Raw genomic sequence first — 20,186 nt, 5'->3', positions numbered from 1 at the left:
GCTCATGGCACCCGCATCGGTGCGGCCGACCGCAGGGTGACGTCGAGCAGACCGTCCGCCATGAGTTGCTGGATGCGCTGGATCCGCTGGAAGCGGGAGCCGATCAGCTCCTCCTTGGTCAGCCCGGCGGCGACGTAGGCCAGGTAGAGCTCCTCGACCCCCTTGCGGACGGTCCACACCGGCCGGAATCCCGGTATCTCCTCGGCGATACGGTCGCAGTCCACCCGGTAGTTCCGCTTGTCCGGCCCGGCCGTGTCCGCGAAGACTACCCGGCCGCCCGGCACGACCTCCTCGACGATCGCGGCCACGTCGCGTATTCGATAGTTCTCCGCCGACCGGCCGACATTGTAGGCCTTGAGGTGGATCTTCTCGCGGGGTTCCTCGCACACGGCGAGCATCGCCCGGGCGATGTCCTCGATGTGTACCAGCGGTCGCCACGGCGTCCCGTCGCTCTTGAGGTAAACCTCGCCGGTCGTCACCGCGTAGCCGGTGAGATTGTTCACCACGAGGTCACCACGCAGTCGGGGTGAGACGCCGTACGCCGTGGCGTTACGCAGGAAGACCGGGCTGAAATCGTCATCGGCAAGCTCGGCGAGCTCTCGTTCGGCGATCACTTTTGACTCACCGTAGGGAGTCACCGGATGAAACTCGGCCGACTCGTCGATGGGCGCGTCTCCGTGCGCACCATAGAGGCTGCACGAGGACGAGAAGACGAAACGCGGTACGCCCGCGGCCTTGGCGGCACGCCCAACCAGCAACGTCCCCCGGGCGTTGATGTCATAGGTCACGGCTGGGTTCAGATCACCCAGCGGATCATTGGATATGCCCGCCAGATGGACCACCGCGTCGTAACCCTCCAGATGGGACGGCCGGACGTCCCGAATATCAAGTTTCAACGCCGGCACGAAGTCCGGATCGGGTCCGAGGGTACACCCAGAGAACAGCCCGCTGTCCAGACCCACCACGTCGTGTCCGGCAGCCCGGAAGAGCGGGATGAGACGGGTTCCTATATATCCGTCGTGTCCGGTGACCAGAATACGCATCGAGCTCAGTCCCATACCTTCCAGGGCGCACAGCCACCATCCCACAGTGACTGCAGGAGTTTGCGGTCGCGTACCGTGTCCATGCACTGCCAGAAGCCGCCATGCCGATACGCCATGAGCTGACCGTCCTTGGCGAGCCTCTCAAGGGGCTCCTTCTCGAACTGGGTGTCGTCGCCGGCAATGTAGTCGAAGACCTGCGGTTCCAGGGCAAAGAAGGCACCGTTGATCCATCCCTCGCCGGCCTGTGGTTTCTCCGAGAACTCCACGATCTGGTCCCCGGCCAGCTCGAGATGACCGAACCGGGCGGGTGGCCGCACGGCGGTCAGTGTGGCGATCCTGCCATGCGAGCGGTGGAAGTCGAGCAACGCGTTGAGATCGATGTCCGCTACGCCGTCCCCCCAGGTCAACATGAACGTCCCCGCGTCGCCGAGCCAGGGCGCGAGTCGCCTGATACGACCGCCGGTGGCGGTGTTCTGACCGGTGTCGACCAGATTTACCCGCCAATCCTCCGAGGTACCCCCGTGCCGCTCCACATCGCCCTGCCGAAGCGACACCGTGAGATCACTGGTCAGCGCCGCGTAGTCCACCAGCCAGCGTTTGATGTATTCGCCTTTATACCCCAGGGCGATCGTAAAATCGGTGAACTGGAAGTGAGCGTAGTACTTCATGATGTGCCAGATGATCGGCCGGTTGCCGATCTCGATCATCGGTTTGGGTTTGATGACCGTCTCCTCCGCCAACCGGCTGCCCAGACCGCCGGCAAGAATACCGACCTTCATCGTTCCGCTCGTTCCCGGGAGCCGGTCGCGTGAACCGGCGCTGCCGAGCCGCTCACTCGGGTCAAGCCGCCCTGACGAGGGACCGGGATACTGGGGTGGCCGGCCCGGCGACCACGTAGCCGGTCGTGGACCCCGACGTAGCGGGGCTCCGAATACCGCCAGGACAGTTCGTTCACAATGCGCTCCCGACCCCGGGCGCCAAGGGTCCGGCGTCGGTCCGGGTCCGTCAGCAGTTCGGCGAGGGTCCGGGCGAAGTCCGCCACCGTGTCGGAGGGTACGTAGACGGCGGCGTCCTCGGCGCTCACCCGGGTCTCGGTCAGGTCATAGGCCACCACCGGCAGTGCATAGGCCATGTATTCGAGCGTCTTGGACATGGTGGACACCTCGTTCAGCGGGCTCCGCGGGTCCGGCGACAATCCGACCGTGGCGGTGGACAGGTAGTCCCGGATCATCTGGTCGTCGGCCCGCCCGGTGAACTCGACCCAGTCGTCGAGACCGAGCCGGCTCGACTGTTTCCGCAGATCGTCCAGACAGTCACCAAATCCCAGCAGGGCGAAGGCGCAGTCGGTGCGCCCGAGAACATGGACATAGTGATGTATGGCATCGAGGAGTCGGTCGACACCGTCCTGCGGGCCCATTATTCCCAGATAACAGGCAAGGTGCTGCCGGCCGCGCCGCAATTCGGGACGCTCCGCGGCGGGCTTCATCAGTTCGGGGTCCGGTCCGTTTCGGACGACGGTCACCCGTTCCGACGGCAGCCGCCCCCTGGTCAGGGCCAGCCGCCGGTAAGATTCGTTGGTCACGATCACGTGGTCGGCGACCCGCTGATTCATCCGTTCAAGCAGCAGCAACGCGCGGAGCAACAGCCCACCGTCCTTACCGAACCGTGAGCGATAGAGTTCCGGACAAAGATCATGATGGTCGAAGACGAACTTCTTGCCGAATGGCTTGTAGAACAGCGCAAGCGCCCAGTACGTGTCCGGCGGGTTACATGCCTGGATCACGTCGAATCCGTGCCGGCGGGCCACGGCGACGGACAGGACAGCGGTTCGCGCCCAGCAGTAGCCGAACTCGAAGACGTAACTGAGCACACCCTGGGTCCGGGGTGCGCCCCGATACGTCCAGATGCTGACGCCGTCAACGATCTGGTGACGCCGCTGCCCCGGGCCCCGTGGGCATATTACGGCAACCTGGTAGCCCTGGTCGCGAAGCGCCTGGCATTCCTGCCACGTCCGATGGTCGATCAGAATCGGCAGGTTCTGAACTACGATCAGAACCCGTCCTGCGTCGCCGATGTCGGGAGATTCGGTCGAGTCGGTGTCAGGCGCCGACGTGAGAGTATTCGCGCCCGTAGCCAACGAGATAGTCCCGTCGCGTGTCTGTCCCACATTTTTCTCCCGAAGATGAACGACCCCGTTGCCCGCGGACGGTGGACCTATCCTTTCCTTTCCGTCATGGCGAGGCTAGCGGTCGGCCTGGGCGTCACCGGCGATTGAAAAACTTGCGTGTCGCGTCTTGGGGCCGGGCTCGGCCGATTCTCGACGCAGGAACGACAGAACTGACCGTTGGGGGCGGCTTATTCCAGCCATGCTGTTTGACGGCGGCAGCCATGGCCGCCATGGATGCCGTGTTCGCGTCTTTAATGCCCGGGGCACTCTCGCGCTTTTTGACGCAAATCCGCTCCTGGCGGCGGACCACCCGGTGACTTGTCGTGCGTTCCTCGGCTTTCTGGTCAGCTTACCGAATCAGACGATCATCGGATCAGACGGTTGACGATGCGCGGCCGGCGAGCAGTCCCAGCGACCCGGCCGCCTCCGTCAGGCCGGCTCGGGCGTCGGAGTGGGCGACCTGGTCGATGAGTCGGGCGGTCTGTTCGTGCTGGCCGCGCCCCCACACGGCCGCGGTCCCGTTCTCGGACACGACGTAGCTGTGCTGGAAACTGGTGACCGGGCTGGTGAGCCGCGGCAGCACACAGGAATCCCCCGACCGGGCATGCCGGCTCGGCAGGGCGATGATCGCCTTGCCGTCGGCCGCGTGCAGCGCGCCGACGACGAAGTCGGACTGCCCACCGAAGCCGGAGTAGATGCGGTTGCGGATCCAGGACGCGTTCGCCTGCGCATACAGGTCCACCTGCAGCGCGGTGTTGATCGAGGTCATCCGCGGCTGCCGGGCGATGACCCCCGGGTCGTTCACGATTTCGGTGCGCACCAGCAGCAGCCGCGGATTGCGGTGCGCCCACGAGTAGAGATCGGCCGACCCGAACAGGAACGAGGTCCGCAGCGGTGTCCCGGCGGCCAGCGCGCCGGAGGCTTCGAGCGCGAGCATGCCATCGGAGAAGGTCTCGGTCCACACGCGCAGATCCCGCCGGTCGACGAGGGCCGACAGCGTGGCGTTCGGGACACCGCCGATGCCGAGCTGCAGGGTCGCCCCGTCCTCGACGAGCGCGGCGACCCGCTCGCCGATCTGCCCGCGGACGTCGTCGACGGGCGTGACCGCGGGGCTGGCGAGCGGCTGCTCCACCTCCACGGCGAGGTCGACATCATCGATGCTCAGTTCACCGTCGCCGAAGGTGTAGGGCATCGCCGGGTTGAGCTGGGCGACCACCAGTCCCCCGTGCGCGCGGGCCGCCTCGACCGCGGCCGGCAGGATGTTGACTTCGGTGCCAAGCGAGACCTTCCCCCCGTCGGGCACGCTGGTGTGCAACACGACGACGTCGGGCCGGTGAGTGGTCGCGAGCAGGCGGGGCACGAGGCTGAGCCGGTTGGGCAGGTAGTCGAGGCCGGGCACGTTGCGCATCGCCGGGCCGACGAACGCGGTCTCCGGCGTCACGCCGCCGCGTTCCGGCACGCCACCCTGAGCGTTGATCATAAAGAGGCGGTATTCACTCACCACCGCGTCGATCGCACGCAACGCGACGAGCGGGGTGGCGAAGTTCCCCGCCGCCACGACCCGCGGCGTGGCCGACCGCCATCGGCCAGGACCGGCTACCCCAGGACCGGCTCCACGAGGACCGGCTCCACGAGTACCGGCTCCACGAGTACCGGCTCCACCGCCCACACCGGAGCCCGCGGCGAGATGGGTCTCGATGCGGCGACCGAACTCCGCCTCGCTGACAATATCCATACCCGCATGGTGGCGTACCGGTGCGCGGCCAGCGAAGAATGGTCATCGCCTCATCCCGCGGATCATGCCGGCCCAGGCCCGGTCGGTTATCGTCTTGAGAACATGGAGTCCGAACGGGACCTCGCCTCCGCGGACGAAGGGACCTCCGATCTGGCCGGCACCGCGCCGTCTCCGGGACCGCCGGGAGAGCTGATCTTTCCTGCGGTCGCTCGGCTCGAGCTCGACGAGCTTCTCGCCCAGCTGGTGGACCGGGCCCAGGACGTTCTGGCCACTCAAAGCCGGCTGCACGGCCTGCTGCGGGCCAACCGGATGGTCACCGCCGACCTCAGTCTCGACGTGGTGCTACGGCGCATCGTCGAGTCCGCGTGCGAGCTGGTCGACGCCCGCTACGGCGCGCTCGGGGTAATCTCCCGCGACGGCCGGCTCGAACAGTTCGTGCACGTCGGGATGGACCCGGGACTCGTCGAGACGATAGGGCGGCTGCCCCGGGGAGACGGCGTGCTGGGCCTGCTCATCGCGGAACCGCGGCCGGTGCGCCTCGACGACATCGCCGACCACCTCCAGGCGGTCGGTTTCCCCCCGGGCCATCCACCGATGCGGGCCTTCCTCGGGGTGCCGATCCGGGTCCGCAACGAGGTCTTCGGCAATCTTTACCTCACCGAGAAACGCGGCGGTCGGGTGTTCACCGCGGAGGACGAGGAGCTGGCGCTCGCGCTGGCCGCGAACGCCGGTGTGGCGATCGACAACGCCCGGCTGTTCGGGGAGGCCCAGCATCGCCAGCAGTGGTCGCAGGCATCCGCCGACATCACCCGGCATCTGCTCGCCGACGGCGACGACCCGCTGGAGCTGATCGTCCAGCGGGCCCGCGACGTCGCCCGCGCGGACACGACGGCGCTGGCCCTCGGGTCGGAGACGGCGACCGAGCTGTCCTTCGACGTCGCCGCCGGGCAGGACGCGGACCTGCTGCGGGGCCGACGGGTACCGATAGAGAGCTCGCTGGCCGGCCGCGCGGTATGCGACCATGCGCCGCTGGTCGTCGCCGACGTCCGCGAACTGGCCGAATCCGAGGTCCACGACCTCGACATCGGGCCAACGATGATCGTTCCGCTGATCACGTCACATGTCACGTCCGGGGCGCTGATCCTCGCCCGGCGCCGGGGCGGTGACCTGTTCACAGACGCGGACCTGGAGTTGGCGGCCGCGTTCGCCGCGCACGTCGCGCTCGCGCTGGAACTCGCCCGCTCCCGGGCCGCACGCGGCCGGCTGTCCCTGCTGGAGGACCGCGACCGGATCGCCCGCGACCTGCACGACCACGTGATGCAACGCCTGTTCGCGGTGGCGATGGGCCTGCAGGGCCTCGCGGCCAGCGAGGAGCGGCCCACCCGGGCGGAACGGATGAACACCTACGTGGAGGATCTCGACGAGACGGTACGGGAGATCCGCCACACCATCTTCGAGCTGCGGGGCCGGGCGGCACCGGCGACGGGCAGCGGCCTGCGGGCGCAGATCCTGGGCGTCATCGACGACATGACCGGCGCGTTCGGCTTCACCCCGCGGGTCCGGCTGGACGGACCGGTGGACACGATGATCGGCTCTACCGTCGGCGACCATCTGATCGCGGTCGTGCGCGAGGCGCTGTCCAACGCCGCCCGGCATGCCAAGGCGAGCAGTGTCGAGGTGACCGTGACCGCCGCGAGCGGCGCCGTCACCGTCGACGTGGTGGACGACGGGGTCGGCATCGGCCCTACCACCCGCCGCAGCGGGCTGGCGAACATGCGGGCCCGGGCGCGGGATCTCGGCGGGACCTTCGAACTCGGCCCGGGCCCCGACGGCGGCACCCAGCTGCGCTGGTCGGTGCCGACTAGCTGACCCGTCCGCGGATCCCGCCGGCCGACGGATCCGCGACCAGCTGGCCGCCCAGATACGTCCGCACCCGCTTGCGGCCCTGTTCGAGTCGAATCCGCCCTCGTGCCTCGGTCGTCATCCACTCGCCTCCCGTCCTCGCGTTCGGACCAGTCCCTCCCGGGGGCCGGTTTCTCCTGGACCAACCGGCGCGGCGCCCCGCGCCTTCCCGTTGCCGGGACGGTGAATCCCGGCAATACCGGAAGGCGGAGGATGCCCAACATCAAGAGCGCCGAGGAACGGGCCGTGCGCCACCTGTGGGTGCCCGGGCCGGGCGGTGCCCGGGCCGGGCACCGTGTCACCCCCCCGTGTCACCGGGGACCACGCGGGCACGTGACAACCAGGAAGAACTCATCCGAGGAGAACTCGTCGGACGGAGGCCGAGATGACCACCACGAGAACCTGGACCGTGCAGATCTCCCTGACGGAGCAGCACGGCCGTACCCAGGCGGATGCGGCCCTGCACGGCAGCGCCCGCGACGATCTACACGGGACGGGACAGGCCCGGCTGCACCCCGGGGAGTCCGACGTTCCCGAGATCGGGGACGAGGTGGCCGCCGCGCGCGCGTTGTCGGAGCTGGCACACCGCCTGTTCGACGCGGCCGCCGAAAACATCCAGGCGGCGATGGCGGGACCCGACCGGACTATGTGATCGTCGTCCGCCGCCGGTGAAGCCGGTGGAGCCGCCGCCGCTCACCCGGATATGGCCAAACTCGGCTGAACCCCTCATAAGGGAGCATGAAACCATTCGTGTTACTTTCCGTGCCATGCCGGACCCTGCTCGCCGGACCGCTCAAGGAGAGGCGGGAAGTGACCGCACCGCACCCGCAGAACGACGCCGCCGACCACGCGCGGGTGCTTCCGCCCCGGCTCGACCCGCGGGGATCGGGGTCCGGCCGGTCGGGATCCGGGTCGGCACGCGGCGGACGGTCGGCTAGGCGTCGCGGGTTGCGGGTCTTCCTGGCCTGCGTGTCCTGCCTCGTGTTCGTGGCCACGGTGGGGGGCTGGGCCGCGTACTTCTATGTCGACGGCAAGGTCAACCGGGTCGACCTCGGCCTCGGTTCGGGCGGCGACTCCGGCGGGGTGGGGACCGCGAACTACCTGCTGGTCGGAACCGACAGCCGCGCCGGTACCAACGGTAAGTACGGAGACGCGCCGGGCCAGCGCTCCGACACGACGATCCTCGCGCACCTGACGAAGGATGGGAGCACCACCATGGTCTCCTTCCCCCGCGACATGTATGTGCTGATCCCCGAGTACACCGATGGGGCCGGCAAACGTCACAAGGCCTGGCACGACAAGTTCAACGCCGCGATCTCCGTAGGCGGCCCGTCGCTGTTGGTGCAGACGGTGCAGAGCCTGACCGGCCTGCAGGTCGACCACTACATCTCGATGGACCTGGAGGGTTTCAAGGAGATCACCGATGCCATCGGCGGTGTCCAGGTCTGCATCAAGCCGTCGGACGCGAAACCGAGCCGCTACCAGGACGACCGCGGGCGGTGGCGGATGAGCACGAACACCAACGACCCGATGAGCGGATTCGTCGGTGGGCCCGGGACGATCCAGCTCGGCGGCGACCAGGCCCTGGCCTTCGTTCGCCAACGCCACGGCCTGCCGGACGGCGACTTCGACCGCATCCGCCGGCAGCAGCAGTTCATCGGCTCGATGTTCCACAAGATCATGGCAGACGACACCCTGACGAACCCGATCAAGGCCCAGAAGCTGGTATCGGCGGCAGCGAGCGCGCTCACCCTCGACAACCGCACCAGCATCGCCGACCTGCGCAGCCTCGGCACCCGAGTCCGCGGGCTGGCCACCGGGGGCCTCCAGATGCAGACCGTGCCCGTCCACGCGCCGACCCGCGCCGAGGGGGCGATCGACGACAACGGCAACATCCGCCTGCACGGAGTCCCGGCCTCCGTGCAGTTCTACCGGCCGGACGACCTGCAGCGCATCGTCGCGCCGATGGGTGGCAAGGCCGAGGGCGCGAGTTCTACCATCGACGCCGGGAGCGGGGGGACCGGTCCGGCGCTCGCTCCCGGCGCCGCCGCCGCGCCCTCCCAGGTCCGGGTCGCCGTCTACAACGGCTCGTCGCGGGCCGGACTCGCCTCCAAGGTCACCGAGCAGCTGACTGTCAAGGGCTTCCACGCCCGCAACGCCGGCAACGCCTCGGTCCTCACCCACGAGACCTCCCGGGTGGTCTACGCCCCCGGGCAGGAGGCCGAGGCGAACACCGTCGCCGCGGCGGTGCCCGGCTCGGTCCTGCTCGCCGATGCGAGCATCACCGGTGTCCAGCTCGTCCTGGGCTCCGGCTTCACCGCGGTGGTGACGCCGAGCGTGACGGCCGGTAGGACCGCGCCTGCGCCCGCACCGGCGGCGGCCGGACCCGCCGCCGGACCGGCGCCGCCGGGAGCGCCCTCGCCGGGCCCGCCCACCTGCACCTACTGATCCTCCTGGTCCCACCGGCCCGGTCCCAATCCGCGCCAACCGGTGGGCAGCGCGGAGCTGGCGGCCCACGGGAGCGCTGTCCGCCCGCGCGGCTTGCACTACTCTTCCGGGGTGTGCACGTCTTCGGGGGTGTGCACGGATGGCCGCCTCCCCTGGTCGCCGGTCGGGGGACGGCCGGCTCGTTCCCCCAGCTCCACCCCGCACAGCCAAGGCCGCGCCTCCGGCCGATGTCCCTCCCGGAGAGGAACTCACGTGCAGATCACGGATTCAGTCGCCGTGGTGACCGGCGGGGCTTCCGGCCTCGGCCTTGCCACCGCCACCCGGCTCATCGACGCTGGTGCCAGCGTGGTCCTCCTCGACCTCCCGTCCTCGAACGGCGCGGCGGTCGCGGAGAAGTTCGGCAGTTCGGTGCGATTCAGCCCCGGCGACGTCACCTCCGAGCAGGACGTGACGGCAGCCCTGGACGTAGCGGCCGAGCTGGGCCCGCTGCGCATCGCCGTCAACTGCGCCGGCATCAGCAACGCCGCCAAGACGCTGAGCAAGGAAGGGCCGTTCCCACTGGCCATCTTCGAGCGGGTCGTCAAGGTCAACCTGATCGGCTCGTTCAACGTCATCCGACTCGCGGCCGAGCGGATCAGCAGGACCGAGGAGATCGACGGTGAGCGTGGCGTCATCATCAACACCGCGTCCGTGGCGGCGTTCGAGGGCCAGATCGGGCAGGCCGCCTACTCGGCGTCCAAGGGCGGCATCGTCGGCATGACGCTGCCGATCGCCCGCGACCTCGCCGGTCTGAAGATCCGCGTGGTGACCATCGCCCCCGGCCTGTTCGACACCCCGCTGCTCGCCTCGCTGCCGGAGCCGGCTCGCGTCTCTCTCGGCCAGCAGGTCCCGCACCCCTCGCGCCTGGGCTCCCCCGACGAGTACGGCCTGCTCGCGACCCAGATCATCGCGAACCCCATGCTCAACGGCGAGACCATCCGCCTCGACGGTGCCATCCGGATGGCACCCCGCTGAACGGGTTCACAGCGCCGCGAGCTGCTCGGCGAGGCGCGCGATCGAGGTCTCGGCGGCCGGGTCCGCCACCGGGTCAGCGCGTCCATGCTGGCTGGTGAGGACCCCTGGAAGCAGGCTCCGGCGGGTTCGGTCCGGACCGCTCGCGGGTAGACAGACACCCATGCGGCCCGGCCAAGGCGAGATCCCCGGGCGGATCTCCCGGGGGTGCTGAGGGTGCTGCGCTGGTTCGCCCCAATCGCCCCGATGCTCATACTCGCCCTGGTGGTCGGACTGCAACTGAGCAACCAGAAATGGAACGTGATCGGACTCGCGATTCTGAGCCCCATGCTCGCGGCCACGTTCGCCGGACCCCGGCTGACCGCAGGCTACGGGGTGGCGGCGGTCCTGGCGGGCATCCTGCTGGGTCTGCACGATGACCTGTTCGGCCGGAGCGGCGGTGGCCCGACGGCCCAGGTGGTCCGGCTGGTCGGGGTCACGGCCGGCGGAGTGATGGCCGTCCTGGTCAGCCGGTACAACATCCGACGCGAGACGAAGCTGCAGAACGTCACTCGGGTGGCCGAGGTGGCGCAGCAGACGATCCTCAGTCCCGTCCCGTCGTCGTCCGGCGGGCTGCGGTTCGCCGTCCGCTACGAGAGTGCCACCGTGGAGGCCATGATCGGTGGGGATCTGTACGAGGTCGTCGACAGCCCGTGGGGAACCCGCCTGCTCATTGGTGACGTACGGGGCAAGGGGCTCGACGCCGTGCGGATCGCGAGCCGGGTGCTCAGCTGCTTCCGGCTGATGAGTCGACGCACGGGCGACCTGCGCGATCTGCTGGCGAACCTCGACGCGGAGGTCGCCGATGCCAGCGGCCTGGACGACTTCGTCACCGCGGTCGTCGGGCAGGTCGACGGCAGCCGTCTGACGCTGGCGAACGCGGGACATCCCGATCCCGTTCTCGTTCGTGCCGGGCAGGCGGATCTGCTCACTGTCTCGTCCAGGCTGCCACCGCTCGGGCTGATCACGGACGGGAGCAACGTGACGGACGCCGTGCTGCGGGCGGGGGATCGCCTGCTGTTCTACACCGACGGCATCACCGAGGCACGCGCCCTCACGACCGGCGCCTTCTTCCCCCTGCTGCCCGCGGCCGAGGCCGCGTTCGCCCACACGTCACTCGACGAGGCGCTGACCGATCTCGCCGACCGGGTCCGGGACTGGACGCGATCGACGCTGAACGACGATGTGGCGCTCCTCGCGGTCGAGGTTCCCGGACCGACCCGGCACGCCGGCCCAACCCGACGATCGGATGATCACTGGGAGCTGTCGGCGACCCCCCTGGCCAGCCGGTCCGCCCGCTCGATCCGTTCGTCGATCTCGTCACGGAAGGCCACCAGCCGGCTGATTTTCTCGTCGATCTCGACGCGGAGCCTCCGGTATGCCGACGTGCCCTCGGTCAGCAGCCGGATGCGGTCCGCGTCGTCGGACGCCGCATGGTACTCCTGCCGGACCTGGGCGAGACGATCCTCGTAGGCGAGGATCGTGCGGATCTCGTCCAGGTTGAAGCCGAGCAGCGTCTGCAGCTCGCGGATGCGCCGCACCCGGACGAGGTCGGAATCCGCGTACAGCCGGTTCCCGCCCAGGGTGCGCCCGGACGGGGTGAGCAGCCCCACCTCCTGGTAATACCGCAGGGCCCGCACCGAGACGCCCAGTTCCTGCGCGGCCTGACCGATCCCGCGCAGGCCACGAGCCGCATCCTTGACCGCGCTCTTGGCTGCACTCTTGACCGGGCTCTTGGCCGCGTCGCCGTCCCGCACCAGGCAATTGTTCCGCACGGCGCCATCGGCCCGCACGGCGCCATCGGCCCGCACGGCGCCATCGGCGGCTCTGATCATCGACGTCAGGGCCTTTCTCACGCTCGGCCCAGCCCGCGTCCTATCGCTCGGCGGCCAGGGGGCTGCTCGGAAGAGCGCTCCCGGCGCCGTCCTCCATCGCCGCGATGTCGCCCGCGCCGGCCAGCCCCTCGGCCGTCTCTTCAAGCAGCGGACGGCGCACGTGCGGCCGCTGCTTCCCGCGCAGCCAGGAGAAGCCCGCGGCGACCAGGCAGGCGACGGCAGCGAAGGCGAAGGCGAGGCGCAGACCGTCACCGAACGGCCCGGAGATGAGGTTCGGGAAGAAGGTGTGCCCGGTGAGGAAGTCGGCCTTCGCCGGGTCGAGCTGCGACAGGGTGTCCGGGCCGAGCAGTCGCTCGGTGGGGTTGTACCCGAGGAACGCGGCGAACAGGCTGCCGATCGGCGGCAGGTTCGCCAGCTCGTGCGCCTTCGCCGGGGAGACGCCCTGCCCGACAAGTCCGGAGTACATGGCGTCCGGAAGGCTGGCGGCCAGCCCGAGCGCGATGATGGTGAAGAAAACACCGATGGACAGCACGCTGGCCGAGTTCTGGAACGTGTTGAGCATGCCGGCACCGGCACCGCGCTGGTTGGGCGGCAGGGTGTTCATCACGCTGCTGGTGTTCGGCCCCGCGAACAGGCCCATGGACAGGCCCATCAGCAACAGGATCAGCGCGAACCACGGATAGTCGAAGTCGATGGGAATGGCGTCGAACAGCAGGAACGCCACCGCCGTGATCACCAGTCCCAGGGTGGCGAACGGACGCGCACCGTAGCGGTCCGCGAACCGGCCGGCCAGCGGCCCCGCCACCAGGAATCCGACGGTCACCGGAATCAGGTAGATGCCGGCCCACAGCGGGGTCTTCTCGAAGCTGTAGCCATGCAGCGGCAACCAGATCCCCTGCAGCCAGATGATCAACATGAACTGCAGGCCACCACGGGCGAGCGCGCCGAGCAGAGCCGCGATGCTGCCCATGGTGAAGGTCCGGCTCCGGAACAGGTCCAGACGGAACATCGGGTCGGCGGAGCGCAGCTCGATGACGACGAAGCCGATCAGCACCGCGAGACCACCGAACAGGCAGCTCAGCACGAACGGCTTGGTCCAGCCCATCGTGTGACCGCCATAGGGCTGCAGCCCGTAGACGATGCCGGTCAGGATCGCGATGAGGCCGACCGCGAACGTGATGTTGCCGGCCCAGTCGATCCGGGCCTGGGTGCGCGCCCCGTTGTCGCGCAGCTTCAGGTAGGCCCAGACCGTCCCGAAGATGCCGAACGGCACCGAGACGAGAAAGACCAGATGCCATTCGACCGGCGCCAGCAGACCGCCGATCAACAGCCCCAGAAATGATCCGACGATCGCCGCGACGCCGTTGACCCCCAGGGCGAGCCCGCGTTCGTCCTCCGGGAAGGCGTCAGTGATGATCGCGCTGGAGTTGGCGAAGAGGAAGGCACCGCCCACGCCCTGCAGCACCCGCATGATGATGATCCACCAGGCGGCTACCGTGCCATGCATCCAGGTGACGGCGAGCAGGATCGAGAACAGCGTGAAGATCGCGAAGCCGAGGTTGTACATCCGCACCCGGCCGAACATGTCGCCGACCCGCCCCAGACTCACCACGAGCACCGAGGTGACCAGCAGGAATCCCATCAGGATCCAGAGGAAGTACGCGGTGTTCTCCGGTGCGAGCGGGTCTATCTCGATTCCCCGGAAGATGTCCGGAAGGGCGATGAGAAGAATCGAACTGTTGATCGTCACCATCAGGATGCCAATGGTCGCGTTCGACAGCGCGATCCACTTGTAGTTGTCCGGACCGGGCCGGGCCAGGACCTCGTCGGCCTCAAGCGACAGAGTGCCGGCGGCGGTGTCGGAAGGCGTCACCGCACGAAGGTAGCGCCTCCATCTAACGTCAGCGGTAGATGTGACATGGTTCATAGCGGTCGGAGGCCGATATACGCCGTTGTGGGCGTCGGCTTCGCGACCGGGGATTGCCAGCCTGCCGACCGGGCGCCCCCGTCCCCGGACCAGGTAGGGGTCCGGGGCACGAACGCCGACGAATGAGGAGACGACGATGCTGCTCGCCGAGGAACTTCTCCTGCTCGCGCTCGCGGGCCCGGCCTGTCTACTCGATGTGGTGGCACCCGAGCGCGCGTCCCGCGGGCACGCGAAGGAGCGGATCCGGACGGCGACCGACCTGACGCCGGTCGCCCCGATCGTCAAGAAGGTCATCGCGGAAGCGGAGGCAGCGGTCATAGCCGCGGCAACCAGCGTGAGCCTGGGCGTGGCGGCGTCGAGCTGACCGTGTCGCCGTTACCGTTACGAGCCGGTGGTAGGTGGTGTTCACCAGTCACCCGCTACGCAGCCGGTGGTCGAGCGCGGTGTGCCGCTGGCCGTGACCGGCGGCCCGCACCGCCTGGCCGATCGCCCGGCGGGATCCCACCAGCACGACCAGCTTCTTCGCCCGGGTGACGGCCGTGTAGAGCAGATTGCGTTGCAGCATCATCCAGGCGCTGGTGGTGAGCGGGATGACGACCGCGGGGTACTCACTGCCCTGGGAGCGGTGGATCGTCACCGCGTAGGCGTGGGTCAGCTCGTCGAGTTCCCCGAAGTCGTAGTCGATGTCCTCGTCCTCGTCGGTCCGGATAGTGAGCGTCTGGTTCTCCACATCCAGCGCGGTGACCACGCCGAGAGTGCCGTTGAAGACCCCACTCGCGCCCTTGTCGTAGTTGTTGCGCACCTGCGTAACCTTGTCGCCGACCCGGAACGTCCGGCTACCAAAGCGCCGCTCGGCCACGTTCGGGCGGGACGGCGTCAGGGCCTCCTGCAGCAGGGTGTTCAGCGCGCCGGCCCCCGCCGGGCCGCGGTGCATCGGGGTCAGCACCTGCACGTCCCGGCGCGGATCGAGCCCGAACTTCGCCGGAATCCGCCGGGCGACCACCTCCGCGGTGATTTTCGCCGCCTCCTCCGCCTCCTCCGCGGCGAACAAGAAGAAGTCGGGCAATCCCCGGACCAGCGGATAGTCACCACGGTTGATGCGGTGCGCGTTGGTCACCACCCCGGACTCGGTCGCCGCTCGGAAGACCTGGGTGAGCCGGACATGCGGGATCGGCGTCCCCTCGGCGAGCAGGTCGCGTAGCACCTGGCCGGCACCGACCGACGGCAGCTGGTCGACGTCGCCGACCAGCAGCAGATGCGCGCCGGGCGGAACCGCCTTGGCAAGCTTGTTCGCCAGTAGCAGGTCGACCATCGACGCCTCGTCGACGACGATCAGGTCGGCGTCGAGCGGGCGGTCCCGGTCGAAGGCGGCGTCACCGCCCGGCCGCAGCTCCAGCAGCCGGTGCACCGTCGATGCCTCGTGCCCGGTCAGCTCGGTCAGCCGCTTCGCGGCCCGGCCGGTCGGCGCGGCGAGGATCACCTTCGCCTGCCGGGCCAACGCGAGCGTCACGATGGAGCGGACGGTGAAACTCTTGCCGCAGCCCGGTCCGCCCGTCAGCACGGCGACCCTGGACGTCAGGGCAAGCTGCACCGCATCGCGCTGGGCCGGCGCGAGCTCGACCCCGGTCCGCTCCCGCAGCCAGCCCAACGCCCGGTCCCAGTCCACCAAGGCGAAGGCGGCCAACCGGTCCGCGCCGGTATTCAGCAGGCGGCGCAACTGGCCGGCAACGGAGATCTCGGCCCGGTGGAACGGCACCAGGTAGATCGCGGCCGTCGGCGTCGCCGGATCCTCGCTTGGAACCTCCTCCCGGACGACCCCGTCCTCGGCAACCAGCTCCCCCAGGCACTCGATGACGTCACCGGTGTCGACCTGGAGAATCTGCACGGCGTCGCTGATGAGCCGGGGCTCGGGCAGAAAGCAGTGGCCACCGCCGTCGGTGGCCTCGGACAGCGTGAACAGCAGGCCAGCCTTGATCCGCTGCGGGCTGTCATGCGGAATCCCCACCGCCTTCGCGATGGTGTCCGCGGTGCGGAACCCGATGCCCCAGACGTCCGTGGCCAGCCGGTAGGGCTCATTGCGCACCACACCGATCGACGCGTCCCCGTACTGTTTGTAGATCCGCACCGCCAGCGAGGTGGACACACCCACCCCCTGAAGAAAGACCATCACCTCCTTGATGGCCTTCTGTTCCTCCCACGCCTCGGCGATCGCCCTGGTACGCTTCGGGCCGAGCTTCGGCACCTCGATGAGTCGTTCCGGCTCCTTTTCGATGACGTCCAGCGCCGCGACCCCGAAATGCTCGACGATGCGTTCGGCCAGGCGCGGACCGATGCCCTTGATGAGGCCCGAGCCGAGATAGCGCTGCACGCCCTGGACGGTCGCCGGCAGCACGGTCGTGTAATCCTCGACCTGGAACTGGCGGCCGTACTGCGGATGCGAACCCCATCGCCCCCGCATCCGTAGCGACTCCCCCGGCTGCGCGCCGAGCAACGCCCCGACGACGGTCACCAGGTCACCGCCACGCCCGGTGTCAACCCGCGCGACCGTGTAGCCGGTCTCCTCGTTGGCATAGGTGATCCGTTCCAGCACCGCATCGAGGACCGCGCCGCGGAAGGGTTCGCGTCCGGTCATGGTAGCCGCCGGGACGCCGGGACGATGAGAATCACCGCTTCCTCGGGGTGGGACAAGACGATCTCCAGCTTCGGATGGGGTAGCAGGGTAACGGACCGAGCGGGGCAACGAGCAGAGCAGCCGGGCGGGCGGTGTCCGCCCCGGACCGTGTGCCCATCCTGCCCTTCGGTCGATCGCCACCGTTCCCCGGTGCGGTCCGAGGCGTCCCCTTCCGTGACCAGTACCGCGAAGTAGGTCCGCCGGCATCCCTTTCAGACACCCTCGCTAGCTCAAGGGGCGCCGCTGTTCCTCTTCAAGTGCCCGACGCAGCCGGGTGACCACGGCGTCCACGCCGGCGGAGGTGCGGAATACGACAACGGCTGTCCCGGCTTCAGCAGGTGTTTCGAGATGCTCGAGCGCCACCTCCATCGCACGGTTGAACTCCTCGCCGGGGGAGGTGGTCTCGCCTCGGAGCCAGCGTCGGAGCACATGGTTGTGGGCGGTGACGATGGCCGCGGACACCAGCTCGGCACGCAGGGCGCCGTCGGGCGCGTTGCCCATCCAGTCACGCAGGAACCTGGCGAACAGGCGCTGATACTGCCGGATGCCGGCCACCTCGCGGGCGCGCAGTGCAGGGACGGTGCTGGTCAGGCGGTAGCGGGCGCGGGCGAGCCCGCCCTCGGCGAGGTAGTGCTGCAGCACTATGCGGGCAGCCTCCGCGAGAGCGAGCCCGCGGGTCTCTGGAGCGGCGGTCGCAAGCCGGGCTTCGATGTGGCCGAGCAGCACGTCGTGCTCGGGAAAGATCACGTCCTCCTTGGACCGGTAGATCCGGAAGAACGTCGTCCGACCGACGCCCGCGCGTTGCGCGATGTCGTCGACCGTCGTGCCCTCGAAGCCATGCTCCTCGAAGAGCTCGAACGCCGCCGCGACGAGCCTGTCCTTGGCCAAGCGGGCCGGCTGCTGCTCCACAGCACCGAAATTACTTGGTGGTACGTAGTTCCACAACTATGATACTGCGTACCAACACCGTGGAGGAGGAGCCAGGTGAACGCCATCAACAAGGTCGGTATCGTCGGCTGTGGCCTGATGGGTGCCGGGATCGCCGAGGTCTGCGCCCGTGCCGGCAAGGACGTGGTCGTCGTGGAGATGACCACGCCCGCCGTGACCGCTGGACGGCAACGCCTGGAGACATCACTGTCCCGCGCGGAGAGCCGCGGCAAGGTGGCCAGCGCCACGGAAGTACTCGAACGCATCCAGGTCGTCGAGGACATCGAGGCCCTGGCCGACCGCGGCCTCGTGGTGGAGGCGATCGTCGAGGACGAGACCGCCAAGTCCACGCTGTTCAAGCGACTCGACGACGTCGTCAAGGACCCGGACGCGGTGCTGGCCTCCAACACCTCCTCCATTCCGATCATGAAGCTCGCCGTGGCCACCGAACGGCCCACCCATGTCCTGGGTATCCACTTCTTCAACCCGGTCCCGGTGCTGTCCCTGGTCGAACTGGTGCCGAGCCTGCTGACCGACCCGGAGACGACCGAGCGGGCGCGGGCGTTCGTGCAGGACGATCTGGGCAAGCACGCCATCGACTGCCAGGACCGGGCGGGCTTCGTGGTCAACGCCCTGCTGATCCCGTTCGTGCTCTCGGCGATCCGGATGCTGGAGTCCGGGTTCGCCACGGCCGAGGACATCGACCAGGGACTGGTCCGTGGTGCCGCCCACCCGCAAGGACCGCTGGCGCTGGCTGACCTGATCGGGCTGGACACCACCAAGGCAGTGGCCGAGTCGCTGTACGAGGAGTTCAAGGAACCCCTCTATGCGCCGCCGCCGCTGCTGGCCCGCATGGTCGACGCCGGCCTGCTGGGTCGCAAGACCGGCCGCGGCTTCTACACCTACTGAGCGCCCTACACCTACTGAGCGCCCTGGTAACTCTTCTGCACCTACTGAGCGCCCTGGTAACTCTTCTGCACCTACTGAGCGCCCTGGTAACTGAAGTAACTGAGCGCCCTGGCAAGCGACCTAGTGAGCGAGGAACCCATGACCGCCACCGACTTCGACCTGTACCGACTCAGCGACGAGCACCTCGAGTTGCGCGACGCCGTGCGCACCCTGGCCTACGACAAGATCGCGCCGTACGCCGCCGACGTCGACGCCCACAGCCGGTTCCCGCAGGAGGCCTACGACGCGCTGGTGGCCTCCGACTTCCACGCGCCCCACGTCCCTGTCGAATACGACGGCGTCGGCGCCGACGCGCTCGCCACCTGTATCGTCATCGAGGAGGTCGCCCGCGTCTGCGCGTCCTCCTCGCTGATCCCCGCCGTGAACAAGCTCGGCAGCCTCCCGCTCATCCTCGGCGGCACCGACGACCTGAAACAGCGATACCTCCCACCGCTGGCCCGCGGCGAGGCCGCCTTCTCCTACGGCCTCTCCGAACGTGAGGCCGGCTCCGACACCGCTGCGATGAAGACCCGCGCCGTCCGCGACGGCGACCACTGGGTGCTCTCCGGGCAGAAGTCCTGGATCACCAACGCGGGGATCTCCGAGTACTACACCGTGCTCGCCGTCACCGACCCCGACGGCCGACGCGGCGCCAACATCAGCGCTTTCATCGTGGAGAGCTCCGACCCGGGCTTCTCCGTCGGCAGCCCGGAGAAGAAGCTGGGCATCAAGGGCTCTCCGACCCGCGAGCTGCTCTTCGACGACTGCCGCATTCCCGAGGATCGTCTCATCGGCGAGCTCGGTCACGGCCTCCGGCTGGCGCTGCGTACTCTCGACCACACTCGGGTGACCATCGGTGCACAAGCCATCGGCATCGCCCAGGGCGCACTCGACCTCGCCCTGAACTACGTCAAGGAGCGCAAGCAGTTCGGCAAGCGCATCGCGGACTTCCAGGGGATCCAGTTCATGCTTGCCGACATGGCCATGGCGCTGGAGGCCGCGCGCCAGATGGTGTATGTCGCCGCCGCCAAGTCCGAGCGGGGGGACGCCGACCTCACGTTCTTCGGCGCCGCCGCCAAGTGTCTGGCGTCGGACACCGCCATGCAGGTGACCACCGACGCCGTACAGCTACTCGGCGGCTACGGCTACACCCAGGACTTCCCCGCCGAACGGCTCATGCGGGACGCCAAGATCACCCAGATCTACGAAGGTACCAACCAGATCCAGCGCATCGTCATGGCCCGCCAGCTCCTCGCCGGCTAACTCCGCTGGCCCTACCTAGCGGGAGTTAGCAGGCTTATGGGAGTCACCGGGTCGGCTGTAGGGCAGGCTCGGTGCCGGTAGCCACCGGCGGGGTCGTGGCCGTAAGCGCAAAACCGGCCCCGCCAGGTCACCCCCGCCGAGCAGGTGCGGTCCTACGAGTTACTCACCGAGCAGCGGCGGCACCGGACGTGAGTCGGCCAGGATCGCACCTGCCCAGACCTTTCTCGGCCTCCCAGGTCACCCCCGACCTTTCCCGGCCTCCCCCTGGCC

At 68.7% G+C, this 20,186-nt stretch carries 17 protein-coding genes and 1 pseudogene; 8 read left to right on the top strand and 10 right to left on the bottom strand.

Translation table 11 applies throughout. The features are described 5' to 3' along the window. Window positions 1-2 precede the first annotated feature (2 nt). From AC08OO_RS02205 to AC08OO_RS02190, 4 genes are all read right to left on the bottom strand, one after another. Window positions 3-1,043 (bottom strand): NAD-dependent epimerase/dehydratase family protein, encoded by a 1,041-nt coding sequence (locus AC08OO_RS02205; protein WP_476606851.1) that lies wholly within the window; start codon window positions 1,041-1,043, stop codon window positions 3-5. A 5-nt stretch (window positions 1,044-1,048) separates the two neighbouring features. Continuing rightward, on the bottom strand, window positions 1,049-1,822 hold the full coding sequence (gene rfbF, locus AC08OO_RS02200) for a glucose-1-phosphate cytidylyltransferase (protein WP_476606850.1): 774 nt from the start codon (window positions 1,820-1,822) through the stop codon (window positions 1,049-1,051). Then, the gene (locus tag AC08OO_RS02195; protein ID WP_476618190.1) at window positions 1,819-3,066 is read right to left on the bottom strand and encodes a glycosyltransferase family 4 protein; all 1,248 of its coding nucleotides are present in this window, start codon (window positions 3,064-3,066) and stop codon (window positions 1,819-1,821) included. Before AC08OO_RS02195 ends, rfbF begins: the two co-directional genes overlap by 4 nt. Window positions 3,067-3,583: 517 nt before the next feature. Continuing rightward, a complete protein-coding gene (locus tag AC08OO_RS02190) occupies window positions 3,584-4,768 on the bottom strand; it encodes an acetyl-CoA hydrolase/transferase family protein (RefSeq protein ID WP_476618179.1) in 1,185 nt (394 codons plus the stop codon). A gap of 279 nt (window positions 4,769-5,047) precedes the next feature. On the opposite strand from AC08OO_RS02190, the gene AC08OO_RS02185 reads away from it, so the two are divergent. Then, window positions 5,048-6,814 carry a GAF domain-containing sensor histidine kinase gene (locus AC08OO_RS02185; protein WP_011435999.1) on the top strand — a complete coding sequence of 589 codons (1,767 nt, stop codon included), beginning with the start codon at window positions 5,048-5,050 and terminating at the stop codon, window positions 6,812-6,814. Here the strand turns inward: AC08OO_RS02185 and AC08OO_RS02180 are convergent. Next, a complete protein-coding gene (locus AC08OO_RS02180) occupies window positions 6,807-6,929 on the bottom strand; it encodes a hypothetical protein (RefSeq protein WP_476606848.1) in 123 nt (40 codons plus the stop codon). The genes AC08OO_RS02185 and AC08OO_RS02180 overlap by 8 nt on opposite strands. 303 nt (window positions 6,930-7,232) lie before the next feature. Here AC08OO_RS02180 and AC08OO_RS02175 point away from each other — a divergent pair, with 303 nt between their 5' ends. The 3 genes from AC08OO_RS02175 to AC08OO_RS02165 all read left to right on the top strand — a co-directional run bounded on the left by AC08OO_RS02175 (window position 7,233) and on the right by AC08OO_RS02165 (window position 10,309). Beyond that, entirely contained in the window at window positions 7,233-7,499 is a 267-nt protein-coding gene (locus AC08OO_RS02175; protein WP_011435998.1) for a DUF1876 domain-containing protein, read from the top strand. Between the two features lie 158 nt (window positions 7,500-7,657). Further along, the gene (locus AC08OO_RS02170) at window positions 7,658-9,295 is read left to right on the top strand and encodes an LCP family protein (RefSeq protein WP_476618178.1); all 1,638 of its coding nucleotides are present in this window, start codon (window positions 7,658-7,660) and stop codon (window positions 9,293-9,295) included. Window positions 9,296-9,547: 252 nt separating this feature from the next. Continuing rightward, window positions 9,548-10,309 (top strand): 3-hydroxyacyl-CoA dehydrogenase, encoded by a 762-nt coding sequence (locus AC08OO_RS02165; RefSeq protein WP_476607387.1) that lies wholly within the window; start codon window positions 9,548-9,550, stop codon window positions 10,307-10,309. A gap of 6 nt (window positions 10,310-10,315) precedes the next feature. On the opposite strand, the gene AC08OO_RS02160 is transcribed toward AC08OO_RS02165, so the two are convergent. After that, entirely contained in the window at window positions 10,316-10,471 is a 156-nt protein-coding gene (locus AC08OO_RS02160) for a hypothetical protein (protein WP_476607386.1), read from the bottom strand. 81 nt (window positions 10,472-10,552) lie between these two features. On the opposite strand from AC08OO_RS02160, the pseudogene AC08OO_RS02155 reads away from it, so the two are divergent. Continuing rightward, window positions 10,553-11,494, top strand: a pseudogene (locus AC08OO_RS02155) (PP2C family protein-serine/threonine phosphatase); the annotation flags it as partial. Between the two features lie 104 nt (window positions 11,495-11,598). Here AC08OO_RS02155 and AC08OO_RS02150 read toward each other — a convergent pair. Continuing rightward, the gene (locus tag AC08OO_RS02150; protein WP_476618177.1) at window positions 11,599-12,201 is read right to left on the bottom strand and encodes a MerR family transcriptional regulator; all 603 of its coding nucleotides are present in this window, start codon (window positions 12,199-12,201) and stop codon (window positions 11,599-11,601) included. Between the two features lie 19 nt (window positions 12,202-12,220). Then, window positions 12,221-14,053 (bottom strand): MFS transporter, encoded by a 1,833-nt coding sequence (locus AC08OO_RS02145; RefSeq protein ID WP_476618176.1) that lies wholly within the window; start codon window positions 14,051-14,053, stop codon window positions 12,221-12,223. 190 nt (window positions 14,054-14,243) lie between these two features. Here AC08OO_RS02145 and AC08OO_RS02140 point away from each other — a divergent pair, with 190 nt between their 5' ends. Beyond that, on the top strand, window positions 14,244-14,471 hold the full coding sequence (locus AC08OO_RS02140) for a hypothetical protein (protein ID WP_476611474.1): 228 nt from the start codon (window positions 14,244-14,246) through the stop codon (window positions 14,469-14,471). A 48-nt stretch (window positions 14,472-14,519) separates the two neighbouring features. Here AC08OO_RS02140 and recD2 read toward each other — a convergent pair whose 3' ends face one another. Together recD2 and AC08OO_RS02130 are read right to left on the bottom strand one after the other, a co-directional pair. Beyond that, window positions 14,520-16,739 carry an SF1B family DNA helicase RecD2 gene (recD2, locus tag AC08OO_RS02135; RefSeq protein ID WP_476618175.1) on the bottom strand — a complete coding sequence of 740 codons (2,220 nt, stop codon included), beginning with the start codon at window positions 16,737-16,739 and terminating at the stop codon, window positions 14,520-14,522. A gap of 264 nt (window positions 16,740-17,003) precedes the next feature. Then, window positions 17,004-17,687 (bottom strand): TetR/AcrR family transcriptional regulator, encoded by a 684-nt coding sequence (locus tag AC08OO_RS02130; RefSeq protein ID WP_476611476.1) that lies wholly within the window; start codon window positions 17,685-17,687, stop codon window positions 17,004-17,006. A 75-nt stretch (window positions 17,688-17,762) separates the two neighbouring features. Here AC08OO_RS02130 and AC08OO_RS02125 point away from each other — a divergent pair, with 75 nt between their 5' ends. Further along, a complete protein-coding gene (locus tag AC08OO_RS02125) occupies window positions 17,763-18,614 on the top strand; it encodes a 3-hydroxybutyryl-CoA dehydrogenase (protein ID WP_476607380.1) in 852 nt (283 codons plus the stop codon). A gap of 138 nt (window positions 18,615-18,752) precedes the next feature. Continuing rightward, on the top strand, window positions 18,753-19,916 hold the full coding sequence (locus AC08OO_RS02120) for an acyl-CoA dehydrogenase family protein (RefSeq protein ID WP_011435988.1): 1,164 nt from the start codon (window positions 18,753-18,755) through the stop codon (window positions 19,914-19,916). The last annotated feature ends 270 nt before the right edge of the window (window positions 19,917-20,186 follow it).

It is taken from the genome of Frankia sp. CeCAU1 (genome assembly GCF_977971845.1).
Note: the sequence above shows the minus strand (reverse complement) of the source record. Positions and strands in the feature narration are given on the sequence as shown.

Bases quoted from the DNA above. Each gene is read 5' to 3' on its own strand.
- AC08OO_RS02205 (WP_476606851.1), bottom strand. From the start codon at position 1,043: ATGCGTATTCTGGTCACCGGACACGACGGATATATAGGAACCCGTCTC.
- rfbF (WP_476606850.1), bottom strand. From the start codon at position 1,822: ATGAAGGTCGGTATTCTTGCCGGCGGTCTGGGCAGCCGGTTGGCGGAG.
- AC08OO_RS02185 (WP_011435999.1), top strand. From the start codon at position 5,048: ATGGAGTCCGAACGGGACCTCGCCTCCGCGGACGAAGGGACCTCCGAT.
- AC08OO_RS02180 (WP_476606848.1), bottom strand. From the start codon at position 6,929: ATGACGACCGAGGCACGAGGGCGGATTCGACTCGAACAGGGCCGCAAG.
- AC08OO_RS02175 (WP_011435998.1), top strand. From the start codon at position 7,233: ATGACCACCACGAGAACCTGGACCGTGCAGATCTCCCTGACGGAGCAG.
- AC08OO_RS02160 (WP_476607386.1), bottom strand. From the start codon at position 10,471: ATGGGTGTCTGTCTACCCGCGAGCGGTCCGGACCGAACCCGCCGGAGC.
- AC08OO_RS02140 (WP_476611474.1), top strand. From the start codon at position 14,244: ATGCTGCTCGCCGAGGAACTTCTCCTGCTCGCGCTCGCGGGCCCGGCC.
- recD2 (WP_476618175.1), bottom strand. From the start codon at position 16,739: ATGACCGGACGCGAACCCTTCCGCGGCGCGGTCCTCGATGCGGTGCTG.
- AC08OO_RS02120 (WP_011435988.1), top strand. From the start codon at position 18,753: ATGACCGCCACCGACTTCGACCTGTACCGACTCAGCGACGAGCACCTC.